Origin of the sequence: Streptomyces sp. NPDC005438 (assembly GCF_040606315.1) — a bacterium.
Classification (GTDB): Bacteria; Actinomycetota; Actinomycetes; order Streptomycetales; family Streptomycetaceae; genus Streptomyces.
In genome coordinates this window covers 323,322-338,775 of the sequence record NZ_JBEXEP010000006.1, presented here as the reverse complement: position 1 = coordinate 338,775, position 15,454 = coordinate 323,322, and the positions used below count along the sequence as shown (strand labels likewise).

The window sequence follows — 15,454 nt, the reverse complement described above, 5'->3', positions numbered from 1 at the left end:
GGTGCGGGGCCATGGCCGGCGCCGGGCCTCAACCGAACGGGCGGACGCCGGTGCTGCCCTCGCTGGTGTAGAGGGCCATCGCCCCCAGCGCCGTACCGAGGCCGTCGCTGAGCACCAGCAGCCTCCCGGCGTAGGGGCGCACCTCGCCGTCGGCGCACAGGACCGGCAGGTCGGCGGCGAGGTCCTTGATCTCCGGGTGTTCCATCGCCCGTCGGAAACCGCGCCAGTGCGCCTCGCGGAGATGCTCGGGAACGACGAGGTCCAGGCTCTGCCCCAGGGCCGTCGCGGAGCCGTGGCCGAACAGCCGCTCCGCACCGGGACACCAGTGGACGATCGTCCCGTCACGGTCGGCGCCGATCACCGCGTGGAAGGCCATGGCCCCAGTGCACCACGCGCCGTCCCGCCCCGCGCCTCGACGTGGAGCCGCGACGCCCTGCCCGGGGTCAACGGGCGGCCGGTCGCCCCCTCCAACTCCCGCACCGGGAAGCGGGGTTGGCTACGTACAGTCGCTCATTGCCGCCATCTTCGCGACACACGGTCACTCTTTGTCCTGTCCCAGGAGAAAGTCGGCGCGATTTCCGCTCTACTTCTTCCGCGCTCCGTCGCCCACTGCTACGTTCCCCGCGAGATGCCCCACGGGACCGCGTCAGGGGCACTCGACGGGTCCACGGGATCCGCGGCCACGGAGGAGGGCGGCGTGCGACGTATGACGGCTCGGCCCTCCAACGCGCACCAGGCGCGTCTGCTGCGACTGCTGCGCGACGGCGGCCCCCACTCCCGGGCCCAACTGGGCGACCGGGTACGGCTGTCGCGCTCCAAACTCGGGGTGGAGGTCGACCGCCTGCTGGAGACCGGTCTGGTGGTGATGGACGGACTGGCCGCCTCCCGAGGAGGCCGCCGCTCGCACACCGTCCGGCTCTCGCCCCAACTCCGTTTCCTGGGCGTCGACATCGGAGCCACCTCGGTCGACGTGGCCGTCACCAACGCCGAGTTGGAGGTGCTGGGCCACCTCAACGAGCCGGTGGACGTACGCCAGGGGCCGGTCGCGGTCTTCGAACGGGTACTGGCCATGGTGGACGCCCTGCGGGACGGCGGCACCGCCCAGGGCTTCGACGGCGCCGGCATCGGCGTTCCCGGACCGGTGCGCTTCCCCGAGGGCGTACCGGTGGCCCCGCCGATCATGCCCGGCTGGGACGGCTTCCCGGTACGCGAGGCCCTCGGCCAGGAGCTGGGATGCCCGGTCCTGGTCGACAACGACGTGAACCTCATGGCCCTGGGCGAACAGCAGGCCGGCGTCGCCCGCTCCGCCCGCGACTTCCTGTGCGTGAAGATCGGTACCGGCATCGGCTGCGGGGTGGTCGTCGGGGGAGAGGTGCACCGGGGAGCCACCGGCAGCGCCGGCGACATCGGCCACATCCAGGTCGACCCACAGGGCCGGCGCTGCGCCTGCGGCAACCGTGGCTGCCTGGAGGCGCACTTCAGCGGTGCCGCACTGGCCCGGGACGCCTCGGCCGCCGCCCGGGAGGGACGGTCACCGGAACTGGCGGGGCGACTGGCCGCCTCGGGTGAACTGACCGCCGTCGACGTGGCCGCCGCCGCGGCGGCCGGTGACGAGTTCGCCCTCGACCTGATCCGCGAGGGCGGTGCCCGTACCGGACAGGTCATCGCCACGTTGGTCAGCTTCTTCAACCCCGGGCTGGTCGTCATCGGGGGCGGGGTCACCGGCCTCGGCCACACCCTGCTGGCCAGCCTCCGCACCCAGGTCTACCGCCGTTCGCTGCCCCTGGCGACCGGCAACCTCCCCATCGTGCTCGGCGAGTTGGGCCAGGTGGCCGGCGTCACCGGCGCGGCACGACTCATCAGCGACCACCTGTTCTCGGTGGACTGAGACGGCCGACCGGCCCCCGGTCCCCGCGCACCACGGCGCCGCCCATCCGGGCGGGCCGGCACCACCGCACGGCCGCACCACCGCCCGGACCCGGGCGCCCCTGTCCGTCGAGCCCGTACGGAGGGCCGTATGGCACCGCTGCTGACCATGTCCGGCATCGTCAAGTCCTTCCCCGGGGTACGGGCCCTGGACGGAGTGGACCTGGAGGTCCAACCCTGCGAGGTGCACTGCCTGTTGGGGCAGAACGGCGCCGGCAAGTCGACCCTGATCAAGGTCCTCTCCGGCGCCCACCAGCCCGACGCCGGCCGGATCGTCTGGGACGGCGAGGAGGTACGGCTGGACGGTCCGGCCGCCGCCACCCGGCTGGGCGTCGCCACCCTCTACCAGGAACTGGACCTGGTCGAGCACCTGTCGGTCCAGGAGAACGTCCACCTCGGCCACGAGGTCGCCCGCTACGGGTTCCTCCGCCCCCGGCGGGCGCACGACCAGACCGCCGAGCTGCTGCGGAGACTGGGCCACCCCGAGATCGACCCCCGTATGCCGGTGGGCCGACTGCCCGCCGCCGCACGGCAGATCGTGTCCATGGCACGCGCCCTGTCCCACCGCGTGCGGCTGCTGGTGATGGACGAGCCCTCGGCCGCGTTGGACCCCGACGAGGTGGACAACCTCTTCCGGGTGGTCGCCGATCTCACCGCCGAGGGCGTCGCCGTGGTCTACATCAGCCACCGGCTGGAGGAGATCCGCCGCATCGGTGACCGGGTCTCGGTGCTCAAGGACGGCCGGGTGGTGGCCGGCGGGTTGCCGGCCCAAACCACCGACACCGACCGGGTGGTGGCCCTGATGACCGGGCGGGCCGCCCGCGAGGTCTACCCCGAGCGCCCGCCCGGCCCGAGCGGGCGGGAGCCGGCCGAACCCGTACTGCGGGCCGAGGGGCTCAGCCGCAGGGGGGAGTTCGCGCCCCTGGACCTCCAGCTGTTCCCCGGGGAGATCGTGGGCCTGGCCGGACTGGTGGGCTCCGGCCGCTCGGAGATCCTGGAGACCCTCTACGGCGCCCGCCGCTCCACCACCGGCCGGGTACTGGTGAACGGACGGCCCCTGCGCCCCGGTTCGGTGGTCGCCGCCGTACGTGCCGGGATCGGGCTGGCCCCCGAGGAGCGCAAGGCCCAGGGCCTGCTGTCGCTGAAGTCGGTCACCCGCAACGTCACCGTCTCCGCACTGCCCCGGTTCTCCACCGGCGGCTGGCTGGACCGGGGAGCCGAACGCGCGGCGGCCCGGGAACGTACCCGCGAGCTGTCCCTGAGCCCCGACGACCCGGACCGCCCGGTGCGCACCCTGTCCGGGGGCAACCAGCAGAAGGTGGTGCTGGCCCGCTGGTTGCTGCGCGGCTGCCGGGTCCTGCTGCTGGACGAACCCACCCGGGGCGTCGACGTCGGCGCCCGCGCGGAGCTGTACGCCACGATCCGCGCGCTGGCGAACGAGGGGCTGGCCGTCCTGCTGGTCTCCAGCGAGCTGCCCGAGGTCCTCGGCCTGGCCGACCGGGTGCTGGTGCTGCGCGAGGGCCGGGTCGTCCACACCGCCCCGGCCCGGGAACTGGACGAACACCGGGTCCTGGACCTCGTCATGGAAGGAACCCCGACGTGCTGAGCCTCCCGACCAGCCCGGACGGCACCGGGAGGAAACTCCCCGTCCGTCCACCGCGACCCGCCGCCCTGGGCCGGGTCGACCTGCGCCACCTGTCCCTGCTGGCCGTACTGGCCGCGCTCACCGTGGTCGGAGCCCTCACCCGGCCCGACGAGTTCCTGTCCGTGGACAACCTCCAACTGGTCCTCACCCAGGCCTCGGTGATCGGTGTGGTCACCGTCGGGGTCACCTTCGTGATCATCGGCGGGGGCATCGACCTGTCGGTGGGCGCCATCGTGGCGCTCGCCTCGGTCTGGGCGACCACCCTGGCCACCCAGGACTTCGGGCTGACCGGCGTACTGTTCTGCGCGGTCGCGGTCGGCCTCGGCTGCGGGCTGGTCAACGGCGCGCTGATCGCCTACGGCCCGATGGTGCCCTTCATCGCCACCCTCGCCATGTTCGCCTCCGCCCGGGGGCTGGCCCTCCAGATCAGCGACGGCAAGACCCAGGTGGTCACCGTGCCCGAGGTGCTGGACCTGGGGGTGCCGGACTCCTACGTCCTGGGCGTACCCCCGCTGGTGTGGGTGTTCGCCACGGTCAGCGTGCTGGGCTGGCTGCTGCTGAACCGCACCACCTTCGGTCGCCGCACCGTGGCGGTCGGGGGCAGCCCCGAGGCGTCCCGGCTCGCCGGCATCGCGGTACGGCGGCAACGGCTGCTGCTGTACCTGCTGTCCGGGCTGTGCTGTGGCATCGCCGCGTTCATGCTGGTCGTCCTCACCGGCTCCGGCCAGAACACCAACGGCAACCTCTACGAGCTGGACGCCATCGCCGCCGCGATCATCGGCGGCACCCTGCTCAGCGGGGGACGCGGCACCATCACCGGCTCCGTGCTCGGGGTGCTGATCTTCACCACCATCACCAACCTGTTCGCCCTCAACAACCTCCAGAGCGACGTACAGCAGATCGCCAAGGGCGCGATCATCGTCGCCGCCGTACTGGTCCAGAAGGGTCGTACCACGTCATGACCGATGAAGCCCGCGCACTCGCCTCCCGCAGAAACCTCCTGTTCGGCACCGCCGCCGTCGGCGCCCTGCTGGCCACCGGATGCACCAGCAACGAGAACAACGACAAGGCCGACCAGGACCGACGGCCCGCCAACGCCGCCGACGACAAGACAGGCAAGAAGGTCACCATCGGCTTCGCCGGCCCGCAGGCCGACCACGGCTGGCTCAACGCCATCAACGAACAGGGCAGGAAACGGGCCGGGGAGTACGAGGACGTCACCCTGGTCAGCACCGAGGGCTCCAACGACACCGCCCAGCAGATCGGCCAGATCGAGACGCTGATCAACAAGAAGGTCGACGTACTGGTCATCCTCCCCGCCGACGGCAAGGCCCTCACCCGCGTGGGGCTGAAGGCCATGCGGGCCGGCATACCGGTGGTCAACCTGGACCGGGTGTTCAACTCCCCGCAGGCGTACCGCTGTTGGATCGGCGGCGACAACTACGGCATGGGCCTCAACGCCGGGATGTTCATCGGCGAACGTCTCAAGGACAAGAAGGACGCCAAGGTCGTCGAACTGGCCGGTCTGGACAACCTGGAACTGACCCGCGAACGCACCCGGGGCTTCGACGACGCGCTGAAGAACTACCCCCACGTCAAGAAGGTCGCCCGCCAGGCCGCCGAGTTCACCGTGGAGTCCGGGCAGAAGAAGATGTCCTCCCTGCTCCAGGCCGTACCCCGCTTCGACGCCCTGTGGAACCACGACGACGACCAGGGAGTCGGCGCCGAACGGGCCATCCGCCAGGCCGACCGGGACGAGTTCCTGATGGTCGGGGGCGCCGGCTCCCGGCACGCCATGGACACCATCAAGGCGGACAAGGGCGTCCTCAAGGCCACCGTGCTCTACCCGCCCACCATGGCGGCCTCCGCCATCGACCTGGCCCGCGCCCTCGGCCAGGGACGGGGCGTCAGCGGACTCGCCGAACTGGAGATCCCCGGCTCGCTCACCCTCTACTCGGCCGTGGTCACCAAGGAGAACGTCGGCGACTACCTCCCCCTCGGTTTCGACTGACCCCGCCTCCGCCAGGACGCGTCGTTCGGATCCGAGGAGGGGCGGTGCGCGCGTTCCGGTGCCGTGAGCCGTCGGCCGTCGGCCAGAGCGAGGTACGGCACCGGAGCACGCACCCCCCAGCGAACCGAAGGACACGCCCTGGAGCGCCCCCGCCCCGGCACACCACGGGAAAGGAACCCGATGCCGCAGGACACCAACCCGCCCACCCTCCGTGTGGGCATGGTGGGTTACGCCTTCATGGGCGCCGCCCACTCCCTGGCCTGGCGCACCGTCGGCCGGGTCTTCGACCCGCCACTGCGCCCGGAGCTGACCGCCCTGTGCGGACGCGACGCCGGAGCCGTACGCGCCGCCGCCGACCGGCTGGGCTGGGCGCACACCGAGACCGACTGGCGCGCCCTGGTCGAACGGGACGACATCGACCTGGTCGACGTGTGCACCCCCGGCGACAGTCACGCCCGGATCGCCGTGGCCGCCCTGGACGCCGGCAAACACGTACTGTGCGAGAAACCGCTGGCCAACTCGGTGGAGGAGGCCGAGGCGATGGTGGCCGCCGCCGAACGGGCCCGCCACCGGGGCCAACAGGCGATGGTCGGCTTCAACTACCGCCGCACCCCCGCCCTCGCCCTCGCCCGACGCCTGGTCGCCCAGGGCCGGCTGGGCACCCTCAGACAGCTGCGGATCGGCTACCTCCAGGACTGGCTGACCGACCCCGACCACCCCCTGACCTGGCGGCTGCGCCGGGAGGCGGCCGGCTCCGGCGCCCTGGGTGACCTCGGGGCGCACGCGGTGGACCTGGCCCAACACCTCAGCGGGCAACGGGTGGTGGGGGTCTCGGGCCGGACGCACACCTTCGTCACCGAACGCCCGCTGCCCGACGGTTCGGGAGCCACCGGGGCGGTCACCGTGGACGACGCGGCACAGTTCACCGCCCGACTGGAGGGCGGGGCACTGGCCTCGGTGGAGGTCAGCCGGGTCGCCGCCGGCCGCAAGAACGCGCTGACCGTCGAACTCTACGGCGACCGGGGGGCGTTGACCTTCGACCTGGAACGCCTCAACGAGCTGCGCTACCACGACCACACCCTCGACCCGGCCGAGGCCGGCTTCCGTCGCATCCAGGTCACCGAGCCCACCCACCCCTACCTGGAGGGCTGGTGGCCGCCCGGCCACGGGCTCGGCTACGAGCACACCTTCACCCACCAGGCCCGCGACCTGCTGGACCACCTCGCGAAGGGCAACCGGCCGAGCCCCTCCTTCGAGGACGGGCTCCAGGTGCAGCGGGTGCTGGCCGCCGTGGAGGAGAGCGCCGCGAGCAACAGCGTCCACACCCCCGTATAGGAGCCCGGAATGCCACGACCCTTCACCCTCTTCACCGGCCAGTGGGCCGACCTGCCGCTGGAGGAGGTCTGCCGGCTGGCCCGCGACTTCGGCTACGACGGACTCGAACTCGCCTGCTGGGGCGACCACTTCGAGGTCGACCGGGCGCTGTCCGAGCCGGACTACCTGGCGGGCCGGCACCGCCTGCTGGAACGCTACGGACTGCGCTGCTGGGCCCTGTCCAACCACCTGGTCGGCCAGGCGGTGTGCGACCACCCCATCGACGAGCGGCACCAGGCCATCGTCCCCGCGCGGATCTGGGGCGACGGCGAACCGGAGGGGGTACGCCGCCGGGCCGCCGCCGAGATGGCCGACACCGCCCGGGCCGCCGCCGCCTTCGGGGTGGACACCGTGGTGGGCTTCACCGGCTCCTCCATCTGGCACCTGGTCGCCATGTTCCCGCCGGTACCCCCGCACATGATCGAGCGCGGGTACGCCGACTTCGCGGAGCGCTGGAACCCCGTGCTGGACGTCTTCGACACCGAGGGGGTGCGCTTCGCCCACGAGGTGCACCCCGGAGAGATCGCCTACGACTACTGGACCACCCACCGCGCCCTGGAGGCCGTCGACCACCGGCCGGCCTTCGGGCTCAACTTCGACCCCAGCCACTTCGTCTGGCAGGACCTGGACCCGGTGGGCTTCCTCTACGACTTCCGGGACCGGATCTACCACGTGGACTGCAAGGAGGCCCGTCGCCGCCTGGACGGCCGCAACGGACGTCTGGGGTCCCACCTGCCCTGGGGCGACCCCCGTCGCGGCTGGGACTTCGTCTCCGCCGGCCACGGCGAGGTGGCCTGGGAGGACGTGTTCCGTATGCTCCGCTCCATCGACTACCGGGGGCCGATCTCCGTGGAGTGGGAGGACGCCGGCATGGACCGGCTCCAGGGCGCGCCGGAGGCGCTGCGCACCCTCAAGGCCTACGACTTCGCCCCGCCCACGGCCGCCTTCGACGCCGCTTTCGACGGTGCCTCCCGGGGCGCCTCCCGGGGTGCCTCCGCCCCCTCGACCACCGACCCGGCCTCGTAGGTCGGTGGGGGTTCCCCGTACCCGGGCGAGTACGGGGGACCGACCCCGGGGGCGGTGCCCCGCACCGTGACGTCCGGGCCGGAGACGAGCCGGCGGCGCCCGGGCCTCAGCCCCGGGCCGGCACCACGGTGGGGAGGCGCTCCTCGGGGTCGGGGAACACGTGGGCCCGCAACCCGAAGACCTCCCACAGCATGGCCGAGGTCATCACGGTCTCCGGGGCTCCCTCGGTGACCAGGCGGCCGTCCCGGAGCACCACCAGGTGGTCGCTGTACCGGGCCGCGAGCGACAGGTCGTGCAACACCATCACGATGGTGCGGTCGGTCTCCCGGCACATCCGCACCACCAGGTCCAGCACCTCCACCGCGTGGGCCATGTCCAGGTGGGTGGTCGGCTCGTCCAACAGCAGCACCTCGGTCTGCTGTGCCAACGCCATGGCCAGCCAGGCCCGTTGGCGTTGCCCGCCGGACAGCTCGTCCAGCGGTGTCTCGGCCAGTTCGGCCACCCCGGTGGCCTCCATCGCCTCGGAGGCGATCCGCTCGTCCTCCTCGCTCCAGCGGCGGTACCACGGCTGGTGCGGCTGCCTGCCGCGCGCCGCCAGGTCCGCTACCGTCATCCCCTCCGGGGCGACCGGGTTCTGCGGCAGCAGCGCCAGCCGGGTGGCCAACTCCCGGGGGCGCAGCGCCGCGAGGTCGCGCCCCTCCAGGGTGACCGTGCCCGAACCGGGGGTCAGCAGCCGGGACAGCACCCGCAACAGGGTGGACTTGCCGCACCCGTTGGCGCCGATGACGGTGGTGACCCGGGAGCGGGGCACCTCCAGGGTCAGGTCGGTGAGTACGGTGCGCCGTCCGTAGCCGGCGCTGATCTGGCGTGCCGCCAGGGGGCTGGTCTCAGACACTGGTTCTCCGCCGGTGTTGGATCAACAGGTACAACAGGAACGGCGCCCCGATCACGGCGGTGGGCACCCCCACCGGCAGCTCGGCCGGCAGCCGGGAGCCGACCAGGTCGGCCCCCAACACCAGCAGCGCGCCGATGAGTCCGCCGGCCACCGGGGGCGGGCCGGCGGTGCCGAAGGCCCGCATCGCCGCCTGGGGTGCGATGAAGGCGACGAACGACACCGGGCCGGCCACCGCGGTCGCCACGGACACCAGCACCACCGCGACCAGCAGCGCCAGTCCCTCGGTACGGGCCGGGGCGGTGCCCAACGCCGGGGCCAGGTCGCGCCCCATCCGCAGGGCGGCCAGGTCCCGAGCCAGCATCAGGCACAGCAGCAGCCCGCCCGCCATCACCGGGGCCATCATCAGCACCTCCGGCATCCGGGCGCCGTTGAGCGAGCCGCTGAGCCAGCGGGTGGCCGCCTGGGCCTCGGCCATCTCGGCCCGGGTGAGCAGCCAGGCCACCCCGGCCAGGGTGAGCGAGTTGACGCTCAGCCCCACCAGGATCAGCCGGAGTCCGTCGAAGCCGCCGCGCCAGGACAGGGCGAGGATGCAGGCCGTGGTCAGCAGCCCGCCCAACAGGGCGGCGGGCGCGACCAGTTCGGCGGGGGCGCGGTCGGCGACCGAGGAGGTGATCTCGGGCCGGGTGACCAGGACCACCGCGAAGAAGCTGGCCCCGGAGGTCACGCCCAGGATGTCCGGGCTGGCGATGGGGTTGCGGGTGATGGACTGGGTGAGCGCCCCCGCGCAGCCCAGCGCGAAGCCGATCAGCAGGGCGGCGAGGGTACGGGCCAGCCGCCGGTCGACGACCACCAGTCGCTCCACGGTGGTCCCGTCACCGCCGAGGGTGGCCCACACCCGGGATGTGGACAGGTCGAGGTCGCCGGTGAACAGGGCGATCCAGCAGCCCAGGAGGAGCAGCGCCAGTACCGCCACGGTGGCGTACAGGGCGCGGTGGGTGAGGCGCAGTCCGACCGGGCCCAGGCGTACGCCCCGGCGGGCGGTCACAGCGCCACCAGTCGACGGCGGCGGGTCAGGGCGAGGAGTACCGGGGCGCCCAGGGCCGCCATCACGATGCCGGCCTGGAGTTCGCCGGGCCGGGCGCTGACCCGGCCGAGGGTGTCGGCGAGCAGCAGCACCAGGGCGCCCACCAGCCCGGACATCGGCACCAGCCAGCGCTGGTCGTGCCGGGCCAACGCCCGCGCGGTGTGTGGGGCGACGAGGCCGAGGAAGGTGATGGGCCCGCACAGCGCGGTGGCGGGTCCGGCGAGCAGGGTGATGGCGGTGATCCCGACGATGCGGCTGCTGCGTACCCGGGTGCCCAGCGACTGGGCGACCTCGTCGCCCAGACCGAGGGAGTTGAGGGAGGAGGCGTTGAACAGGGCCAGTACGCAGCCCAGGGCGATCAGCGGGGTGACGTGGAGGGCCATCTGGTAGTCGCGGTCGGAGAGCGCGCCGACCTGCCAGAACCGCATCACGTCCAGGGTGCGCTGGTCCAGCAGGATCAGCGCGGTGGTAAGCGCGGTCAACAGCGCGCTGAGGGTGGCCCCGGTGATGGCCAGCATCACCAGTGCCCCGCTGCCCCGACTGCGCAGCCCCACCACCAGGATGGCCAGCGAGGTGGCGCCGGCGCCGAGCAGGGCGGCCAGCACCGTGGCGGCCGAGGAGGTCACCCCGAACCCGTAGCTGAGGGCGGCGACGGCGAAGGCGGCTCCGGCGTTGACGCCGAACAGGCCCGGGTCGGCGAGGGGGTTGCGAGTGTGACCCTGCATCAGGGCGCCGGCCATGCCCAGGGCGAGTCCGACCATCAGGCCCAGCAGGGTGCGGGGGAGTCGCTGGGAGGTGATGACGGTGGCCTGGTCGCTGTCCACGTGGGTGGTGAGGGCGGAGAGCACCTCGCCGAAGGGGATGGAGTTGCTGCCGAACGAGAGGCTGAGGAGGGCCGCGAGCCCGGTGCCGATCGCCAACAGCCCGGTGGCGGCGGACAGTCGAACCGCCCTCGAACTCAACTTGACGTGCATGTAGGTTAGCCTAACCTAAGCGTCGTCGCGGGTCCGTCGTACCTGCTGAGGGAGAGAACGAGATGAACAGACGCACCATACGAGCCGGGGTCGCCCTGGTGGCCACCGGGGCACTGCTGACCCTGGCCGCCTGTGGCGGGTCCGACGACGACGGGAGCGCCGGATCGGGTGGCGAGACCCACACCGTGACCGGCACCATGCGCGGCGACGTGAAGGACGTGCCCGTCAAGCCCAAGCGGGTGGTGGCCCTGTGGCGCACCGGAGCCGAACTCGTCGACCTCGGGGTGAAGCCGGTCGCCGCCCTGGAGGGCGAGTTCCTCAACACCGAACTGGCCGCCGCCAAGTTCGCGAAGGTGAAGAAGGTGCCCACGGTGGGTAACTTCGAGGGCGTCGACGTGGAGAAGGTCATCGACGCCAAGCCCGACCTGATCGTGGGCATGGACAACGGCGGACTCAGCATCGACTACAAGGAACTGTCCAAGGTCGCGCCCACGGTGATCTTCAAGATCGCCGAACCGCCGGACGTGTGGAAGAACTACCCCAAGCTCGCCAAGGTCGTCGGCCGCTCCACCGACTACCAGGACCGCAACGCCGACCTGGAGAAGTCCCTGCGCGCGGTCGCCAAGCGGCACGGGAACACCATCGGCAAGGCCCAGGCGGTGTCCGTCTCCACCTCCTCCGGGCCCACCTACGTGGACACCAGCAAGTCCCTGACCTGGCAGCGGATCGACGCGGCCGGCTTCGGCTACCTGGAGCGGTACGCCACCAAGCCCAAGCGGTACGCCGAGGAACTCTCCAGCGAGAACATCCCCAAGCTGTCCGGGGCCGACGCGATCTTCTACAACGTCGACATCCAGGGCAAGCCCGCCCCCGGCACCGACAAGCTGCTGAAGTCGGCCTCCTTCAAGCGGCTGCCGGCGGTCAAGGCGGGCAACCTGTTCCCGCTCACCTCGGGCACCATCTACACCTTCCAGGGCGCCCACAAGCAGGTCGACGACCTACGGGCGGCGGCCAAGAAGTACCAGCCGGTCAAGCGCGACTCCTGACCCAGGGGCACCGAGAGAGCGGGGAAGAGGACACATGGCGGGACGGCAGCACAGCGCCTGGCCCATCTACGTAAGGGAGTTGGAGGTACGCGAAGCCTTCGACGTCACCCCCCTGATGCGCAGGGTGGTGCTCACCGGCGACCAGCTCGGCGCCTTCGAGGCGAACGGCCACCAGGTCGAACCGTTCCGCACCGAGAACGCCGACGACCACGTCAAGCTGGTGATCCTCGACCCCGCCGACCCCGACATCGCGCCACCCGCCCAGGACGACGGCCACCTGGACTGGACGCCCGAGTCCCTGGGTCGGGCCCGGGACTACACCCCACGGCGGTACGACCCCGAGGCCCGGCGCCTGGAGCTGGACTTCGTACGGCACGACGGCGGCCTGGCCGCCGAGTGGGCCCAACGGGTGCGCCCCGGGGAACGGATCCACGTGGCCGGCCCCCGGGGAACGACCGTACTGCCGCCGGGAATCGACTGGTACTTCCTGGTCGGCGACGAGACGGCCCTGCCGGCCATCGCCCGCAGGATCGAGGAGCTGCCCGCCGGCACCCCGGTCACCGCGGTGGTGTCCGTCCCCACCGCCAGCGAGGAGCAGCGGTTCGACCACCAGACCGACCTGCACCTGACCTGGGTGCACCGGGACACCGCCGGCCCCGACGCCCTGATGGACGCGGTGACCTCGGCGCCCTGGCACCAGGGACAGGTGTACGCCTGGGCGGCCGGTGAGGCCGGGATGCTGCGCCCCCTGCGGCGCTGGTTCAAACAGGAGCGCCAGGTGGCCGCCGGCTACACCGACATCGCCGGCTACTGGCGCGCCGGCCAGTCCCAGAAGGAGATGGCCCAGGCCCTGCACCGGCTACGGCACTCCGCCTCCCTGGCGGTGCCCTACGCCCTGCGCGCCGCCTTCACCCTGGACCTGCCCGAACTGCTGGCCGAGGGGCACGACCGGGTCGACCGGCTCGCCGAGGGGGCCGGGGCCCAGCCCCGGGGAGTGGCCAAGGTGCTGCGGGTGCTGGCCCACGAGGGGTACGTCACCCTGGGCGCCGACGGCGCGGTGGCCCTCACCCCCCAGGGGTCGGTGCTGCTGGAGGAGCGGCCCCGGGCGATGCTGGACCACCGCAACGGTCACGCCCGGCTGGACGACGCCTGGCCGGGACTGGTCCACGCGGTGCGTACCGGGGAGTCCGGGTTCACCGCGGCGCGGGGGCACAGCTTCTGGGAGGAGCTGGCCGGGGACGACAGGTTGGGCCGCACCTTCGACCAGGGGCTGGCGAACTGGTCCGGCGACTGGGCGGCCGAGGTGGTCGCGGCACTGGACCTGGCCGACCGTCACCTGGTGGACGTCGGCGGGGGCACCGGCACCCTGCTGGCCGCCGCGCTGTCCGCCCACCCCACCGCACGCGGCACCCTGGTGGAGTTGCCGACCACCGCCGCGCGGGCCCGAGCGGCCCTGGACGAGGCCGGGTTGCTGGACCGGGCGACCCTCGCCGAACAGAGCTTCTTCGCGCCCCTGCCCAAGGACGGCGACCTGTACCTGCTGGCGCAGGTCCTGCACGACTGGCCGGACGCTGAGGTGGTGGCGATCCTGCGCGGGGTGGCCGAGGCGGCCGGGGACCGTCCGGTGTACCTGGTGGAGCGCCTGGCCAGCGCGTCGGACGACCACCACGACGTGGACTTCGACCTCCAGATGTACGCCGTCTTCGGCAGCGGGGAACGCGACCGGGACGAGTTCGCCGCGCTGGCCGCCCGGGCCGGCCTGGAACTGGTCGAGGCCCGGCCCCTGCGGGACACCCTGCACCTGGTCGAACTGCGGGCGGCCCGCTGACAGACCCCGGGTTGCCGGGTCTCCCGCGCCACGGACCCGGCAACCCGGCCCTCAGGTACGGCCGTTCGGCGCCCAGCCGGGGTCACGGCCGCTGAGGCCCACCGCCCGGTCCAGCAGCGAAGCGGTGTCCGGCACCGGCACCACCGGACCGAACATCCCCGACCGCCCCTCGGGGTCGGTGCTGGCGCCCAGCAGACCGTACGAGACCTGGAGCGCGGACTCGTCCGGCTCCCACCGCTGCCCGGTGGCCCGGGCCAGGTCCCAGCCGTGCACCAGCAGTTCGTTGACCGCCACCTGGCCGGCCACCTCGCCGGGCAGGGTGATCGCACCGGCCTGGGTCTCGCCCCGCCACGCCTCCGGGTCCCGCCAGGCGTCGGCCACCTCCCGCAGGGCGCGGGGGAGTTCGTCCCGCCACCGGGGGTCCAGGACGGGGGTGGCCCGCCCGGGATCGGTGGCGGTCCACTCGGTGTTCTCCTTGCGCGCCGCGTCCCGGAACGCCCGGGACAGGCCCAGCAGGTGGGCCAGCAGCGCGGCCACCGGGTAGTCCTCGCAGGGCGTGGGCGCGTCCAGCTGGTCGTCGCTCACCCCGGGCAGCAGCTGGGCCACCTGCCGGGCGAGGGGGTGCGGGTCCACCTGTGGGTTCATGACGTCTCGGCTCCTCGTCTCGCTCTCCGCGTCGGCGCACCCGCGCGGGTGCGTGTCAGTGGAGACGGGGCGGGAGGCCGGAAGTCATCGCGGTCACTTCAGCAGCCGCGACATCCGACGGTCCGCGAGGAGCCTGCCGCCGGTCTGGCAGGTCGGGCAGTACTGCATCGAGGAGTCGTGGAAGGACACCTCGCGGACGGTGTCCCCGCAGACCGGGCAGGGCTCCCCGGTACGCCCGTGCACCCGCATCCCGCCGCGCTTCTCCGACTTCAGCCGCCCGGCGCTCACCCCACGGGACCGTTCGACCGCCTCGCCGAGGGTGTCCCGCGTCGCCTGGTACAGCCGGTCCACCTGCTCCTCGTCCAGGTCGCCGGCCAGCTTGTACGGGGACATCCGGGCACGGTGCAGGATCTCGTCCGAGTAGGCGTTGCCGACGCCGGCCAGTGTCGACTGGTCGCGTAGCAGCCCCTTGATCCGGCGCCGTTCTCCCGTCACCAGTCGGGCCAGCGTCTCCCGGGTGAACTCCTCGTCGAGGGGATCGGGCCCCAACCGGGCGATCCCCGGCACCTGTTGGGGATCGGACACCACGTACACCGCCAGCCGCTTCTGGGTACCGGCCTCGGTCAGGTCGAAGCCCGCGCCCTCCGGTTCGGCCAGCCGCAGGCGCAGGGCCAGCGGGCCCCTGCCGGGCCGCTTGGGGTCGGCCGGCAGGCTGTCGTACCAGCGCAGCCAGCCGGCCCGGGCGAGATGTGTCACCAGGGACAGTTCGCCGCAGCGCACCTGGAGGAACTTGCCCCAGCGCCCGACCCCGTCCACCTCGCGCCCCTCCAGGGCGTCCACCGGCGGGTCGTAGGTCTTGAGCACGCTGATCGCCCAGGGCTGTACGCGCAGTACGCGCCGCCCCACCAGCCGGTCGGCCAGCAGCTGGCGCAGGGCCTCCACCTCGGGCAGCTCGGGCATGACCCCAGTGTGGCCCAGCGACCCGGGTCCCGCCGCTCGG

The 15,454-nt window shown here is 72.7% G+C and carries 14 protein-coding genes; 8 read left to right on the top strand and 6 right to left on the bottom strand.

The genetic code is table 11. From position 1 onward, the window contains the following. Positions 1 to 28: 28 nt before the first annotated feature. Positions 29 to 376, bottom strand: coding sequence for a PAS domain S-box protein (locus tag ABZT14_RS15670; protein ID WP_356302038.1), 348 nt, complete (start codon positions 374 to 376; stop codon positions 29 to 31). 330 nt (positions 377 to 706) lie between these two features. Between ABZT14_RS15670 and ABZT14_RS15665 the strand changes: the two genes are divergently transcribed. The 6 genes from ABZT14_RS15665 (at position 707) to ABZT14_RS15640 (ending at position 7,982) form a co-directional block, all read left to right on the top strand. After that, positions 707 to 1,888 (top strand): ROK family transcriptional regulator, encoded by a 1,182-nt coding sequence (locus ABZT14_RS15665; protein WP_356302272.1) that lies wholly within the window; start codon positions 707 to 709, stop codon positions 1,886 to 1,888. 129 nt (positions 1,889 to 2,017) lie between these two features. Beyond that, complete coding sequence (locus tag ABZT14_RS15660; RefSeq protein ID WP_356302036.1) at positions 2,018 to 3,532, top strand: sugar ABC transporter ATP-binding protein; 1,515 nt, start codon at positions 2,018 to 2,020, stop codon at positions 3,530 to 3,532. Next, positions 3,529 to 4,533, top strand: coding sequence for an ABC transporter permease (locus ABZT14_RS15655; protein ID WP_356302270.1), 1,005 nt, complete (start codon positions 3,529 to 3,531; stop codon positions 4,531 to 4,533). The genes ABZT14_RS15660 and ABZT14_RS15655 overlap by 4 nt, the downstream gene beginning before the upstream one ends. Continuing rightward, positions 4,530 to 5,582 (top strand): substrate-binding domain-containing protein, encoded by a 1,053-nt coding sequence (locus ABZT14_RS15650; RefSeq protein WP_356302032.1) that lies wholly within the window; start codon positions 4,530 to 4,532, stop codon positions 5,580 to 5,582. The genes ABZT14_RS15655 and ABZT14_RS15650 overlap by 4 nt, the downstream gene beginning before the upstream one ends. A gap of 180 nt (positions 5,583 to 5,762) precedes the next feature. Next, a complete protein-coding gene (locus tag ABZT14_RS15645) occupies positions 5,763 to 6,917 on the top strand; it encodes a Gfo/Idh/MocA family oxidoreductase (protein ID WP_356302030.1) in 1,155 nt (384 codons plus the stop codon). 9 nt (positions 6,918 to 6,926) lie between these two features. Next, complete coding sequence (locus ABZT14_RS15640) at positions 6,927 to 7,982, top strand: sugar phosphate isomerase/epimerase family protein (RefSeq protein ID WP_356302027.1); 1,056 nt, start codon at positions 6,927 to 6,929, stop codon at positions 7,980 to 7,982. Positions 7,983 to 8,088: 106 nt separating this feature from the next. Here ABZT14_RS15640 and ABZT14_RS15635 read toward each other — a convergent pair whose 3' ends face one another. Genes ABZT14_RS15635 through ABZT14_RS15625 form a run of 3 tightly spaced genes read right to left on the bottom strand, consistent with a single transcriptional unit; the run spans position 8,089 to position 10,935 of the window. Continuing rightward, positions 8,089 to 8,877, bottom strand: coding sequence for an ABC transporter ATP-binding protein (locus ABZT14_RS15635; RefSeq protein ID WP_356302024.1), 789 nt, complete (start codon positions 8,875 to 8,877; stop codon positions 8,089 to 8,091). Then, positions 8,870 to 9,922 carry an iron ABC transporter permease gene (locus ABZT14_RS15630; protein WP_356302021.1) on the bottom strand — a complete coding sequence of 351 codons (1,053 nt, stop codon included), beginning with the start codon at positions 9,920 to 9,922 and terminating at the stop codon, positions 8,870 to 8,872. Before ABZT14_RS15630 ends, ABZT14_RS15635 begins: the two co-directional genes overlap by 8 nt. After that, a complete protein-coding gene (locus tag ABZT14_RS15625; protein ID WP_356302018.1) occupies positions 9,919 to 10,935 on the bottom strand; it encodes an iron ABC transporter permease in 1,017 nt (338 codons plus the stop codon). The genes ABZT14_RS15630 and ABZT14_RS15625 overlap by 4 nt, the downstream gene beginning before the upstream one ends. Positions 10,936 to 10,997: 62 nt before the next feature. Here ABZT14_RS15625 and ABZT14_RS15620 point away from each other — a divergent pair, with 62 nt between their 5' ends. Together ABZT14_RS15620 and ABZT14_RS15615 are read left to right on the top strand one after the other, a co-directional pair. Next, positions 10,998 to 11,981, top strand: coding sequence for an ABC transporter substrate-binding protein (locus tag ABZT14_RS15620; RefSeq protein WP_356302015.1), 984 nt, complete (start codon positions 10,998 to 11,000; stop codon positions 11,979 to 11,981). A 34-nt stretch (positions 11,982 to 12,015) separates the two neighbouring features. Then, a complete protein-coding gene (locus tag ABZT14_RS15615) occupies positions 12,016 to 13,809 on the top strand; it encodes a siderophore-interacting protein (protein ID WP_356302012.1) in 1,794 nt (597 codons plus the stop codon). Positions 13,810 to 13,860: 51 nt separating this feature from the next. Here the strand turns inward: ABZT14_RS15615 and ABZT14_RS15610 are convergent, their stop codons facing one another. Beyond that, the gene (locus ABZT14_RS15610) at positions 13,861 to 14,454 is read right to left on the bottom strand and encodes a TIGR03086 family metal-binding protein (RefSeq protein ID WP_356302009.1); all 594 of its coding nucleotides are present in this window, start codon (positions 14,452 to 14,454) and stop codon (positions 13,861 to 13,863) included. Between the two features lie 93 nt (positions 14,455 to 14,547). Beyond that, positions 14,548 to 15,414 carry a DNA-formamidopyrimidine glycosylase family protein gene (locus ABZT14_RS15605; RefSeq protein ID WP_356302006.1) on the bottom strand — a complete coding sequence of 289 codons (867 nt, stop codon included), beginning with the start codon at positions 15,412 to 15,414 and terminating at the stop codon, positions 14,548 to 14,550. Positions 15,415 to 15,454: the final 40 nt, after the last annotated feature.

Bases quoted from the DNA above. Each gene is read 5' to 3' on its own strand.
- ABZT14_RS15670 (WP_356302038.1), bottom strand. From the start codon at position 376: ATGGCCTTCCACGCGGTGATCGGCGCCGACCGTGACGGGACGATCGTC.
- ABZT14_RS15665 (WP_356302272.1), top strand. From the start codon at position 707: ATGACGGCTCGGCCCTCCAACGCGCACCAGGCGCGTCTGCTGCGACTG.
- ABZT14_RS15660 (WP_356302036.1), top strand. From the start codon at position 2,018: ATGGCACCGCTGCTGACCATGTCCGGCATCGTCAAGTCCTTCCCCGGG.
- ABZT14_RS15650 (WP_356302032.1), top strand. From the start codon at position 4,530: ATGACCGATGAAGCCCGCGCACTCGCCTCCCGCAGAAACCTCCTGTTC.
- ABZT14_RS15645 (WP_356302030.1), top strand. From the start codon at position 5,763: ATGCCGCAGGACACCAACCCGCCCACCCTCCGTGTGGGCATGGTGGGT.
- ABZT14_RS15640 (WP_356302027.1), top strand. From the start codon at position 6,927: ATGCCACGACCCTTCACCCTCTTCACCGGCCAGTGGGCCGACCTGCCG.
- ABZT14_RS15625 (WP_356302018.1), bottom strand. From the start codon at position 10,935: ATGCACGTCAAGTTGAGTTCGAGGGCGGTTCGACTGTCCGCCGCCACC.
- ABZT14_RS15620 (WP_356302015.1), top strand. From the start codon at position 10,998: ATGAACAGACGCACCATACGAGCCGGGGTCGCCCTGGTGGCCACCGGG.
- ABZT14_RS15615 (WP_356302012.1), top strand. From the start codon at position 12,016: ATGGCGGGACGGCAGCACAGCGCCTGGCCCATCTACGTAAGGGAGTTG.
- ABZT14_RS15610 (WP_356302009.1), bottom strand. From the start codon at position 14,454: ATGAACCCACAGGTGGACCCGCACCCCCTCGCCCGGCAGGTGGCCCAG.
- ABZT14_RS15605 (WP_356302006.1), bottom strand. From the start codon at position 15,414: ATGCCCGAGCTGCCCGAGGTGGAGGCCCTGCGCCAGCTGCTGGCCGAC.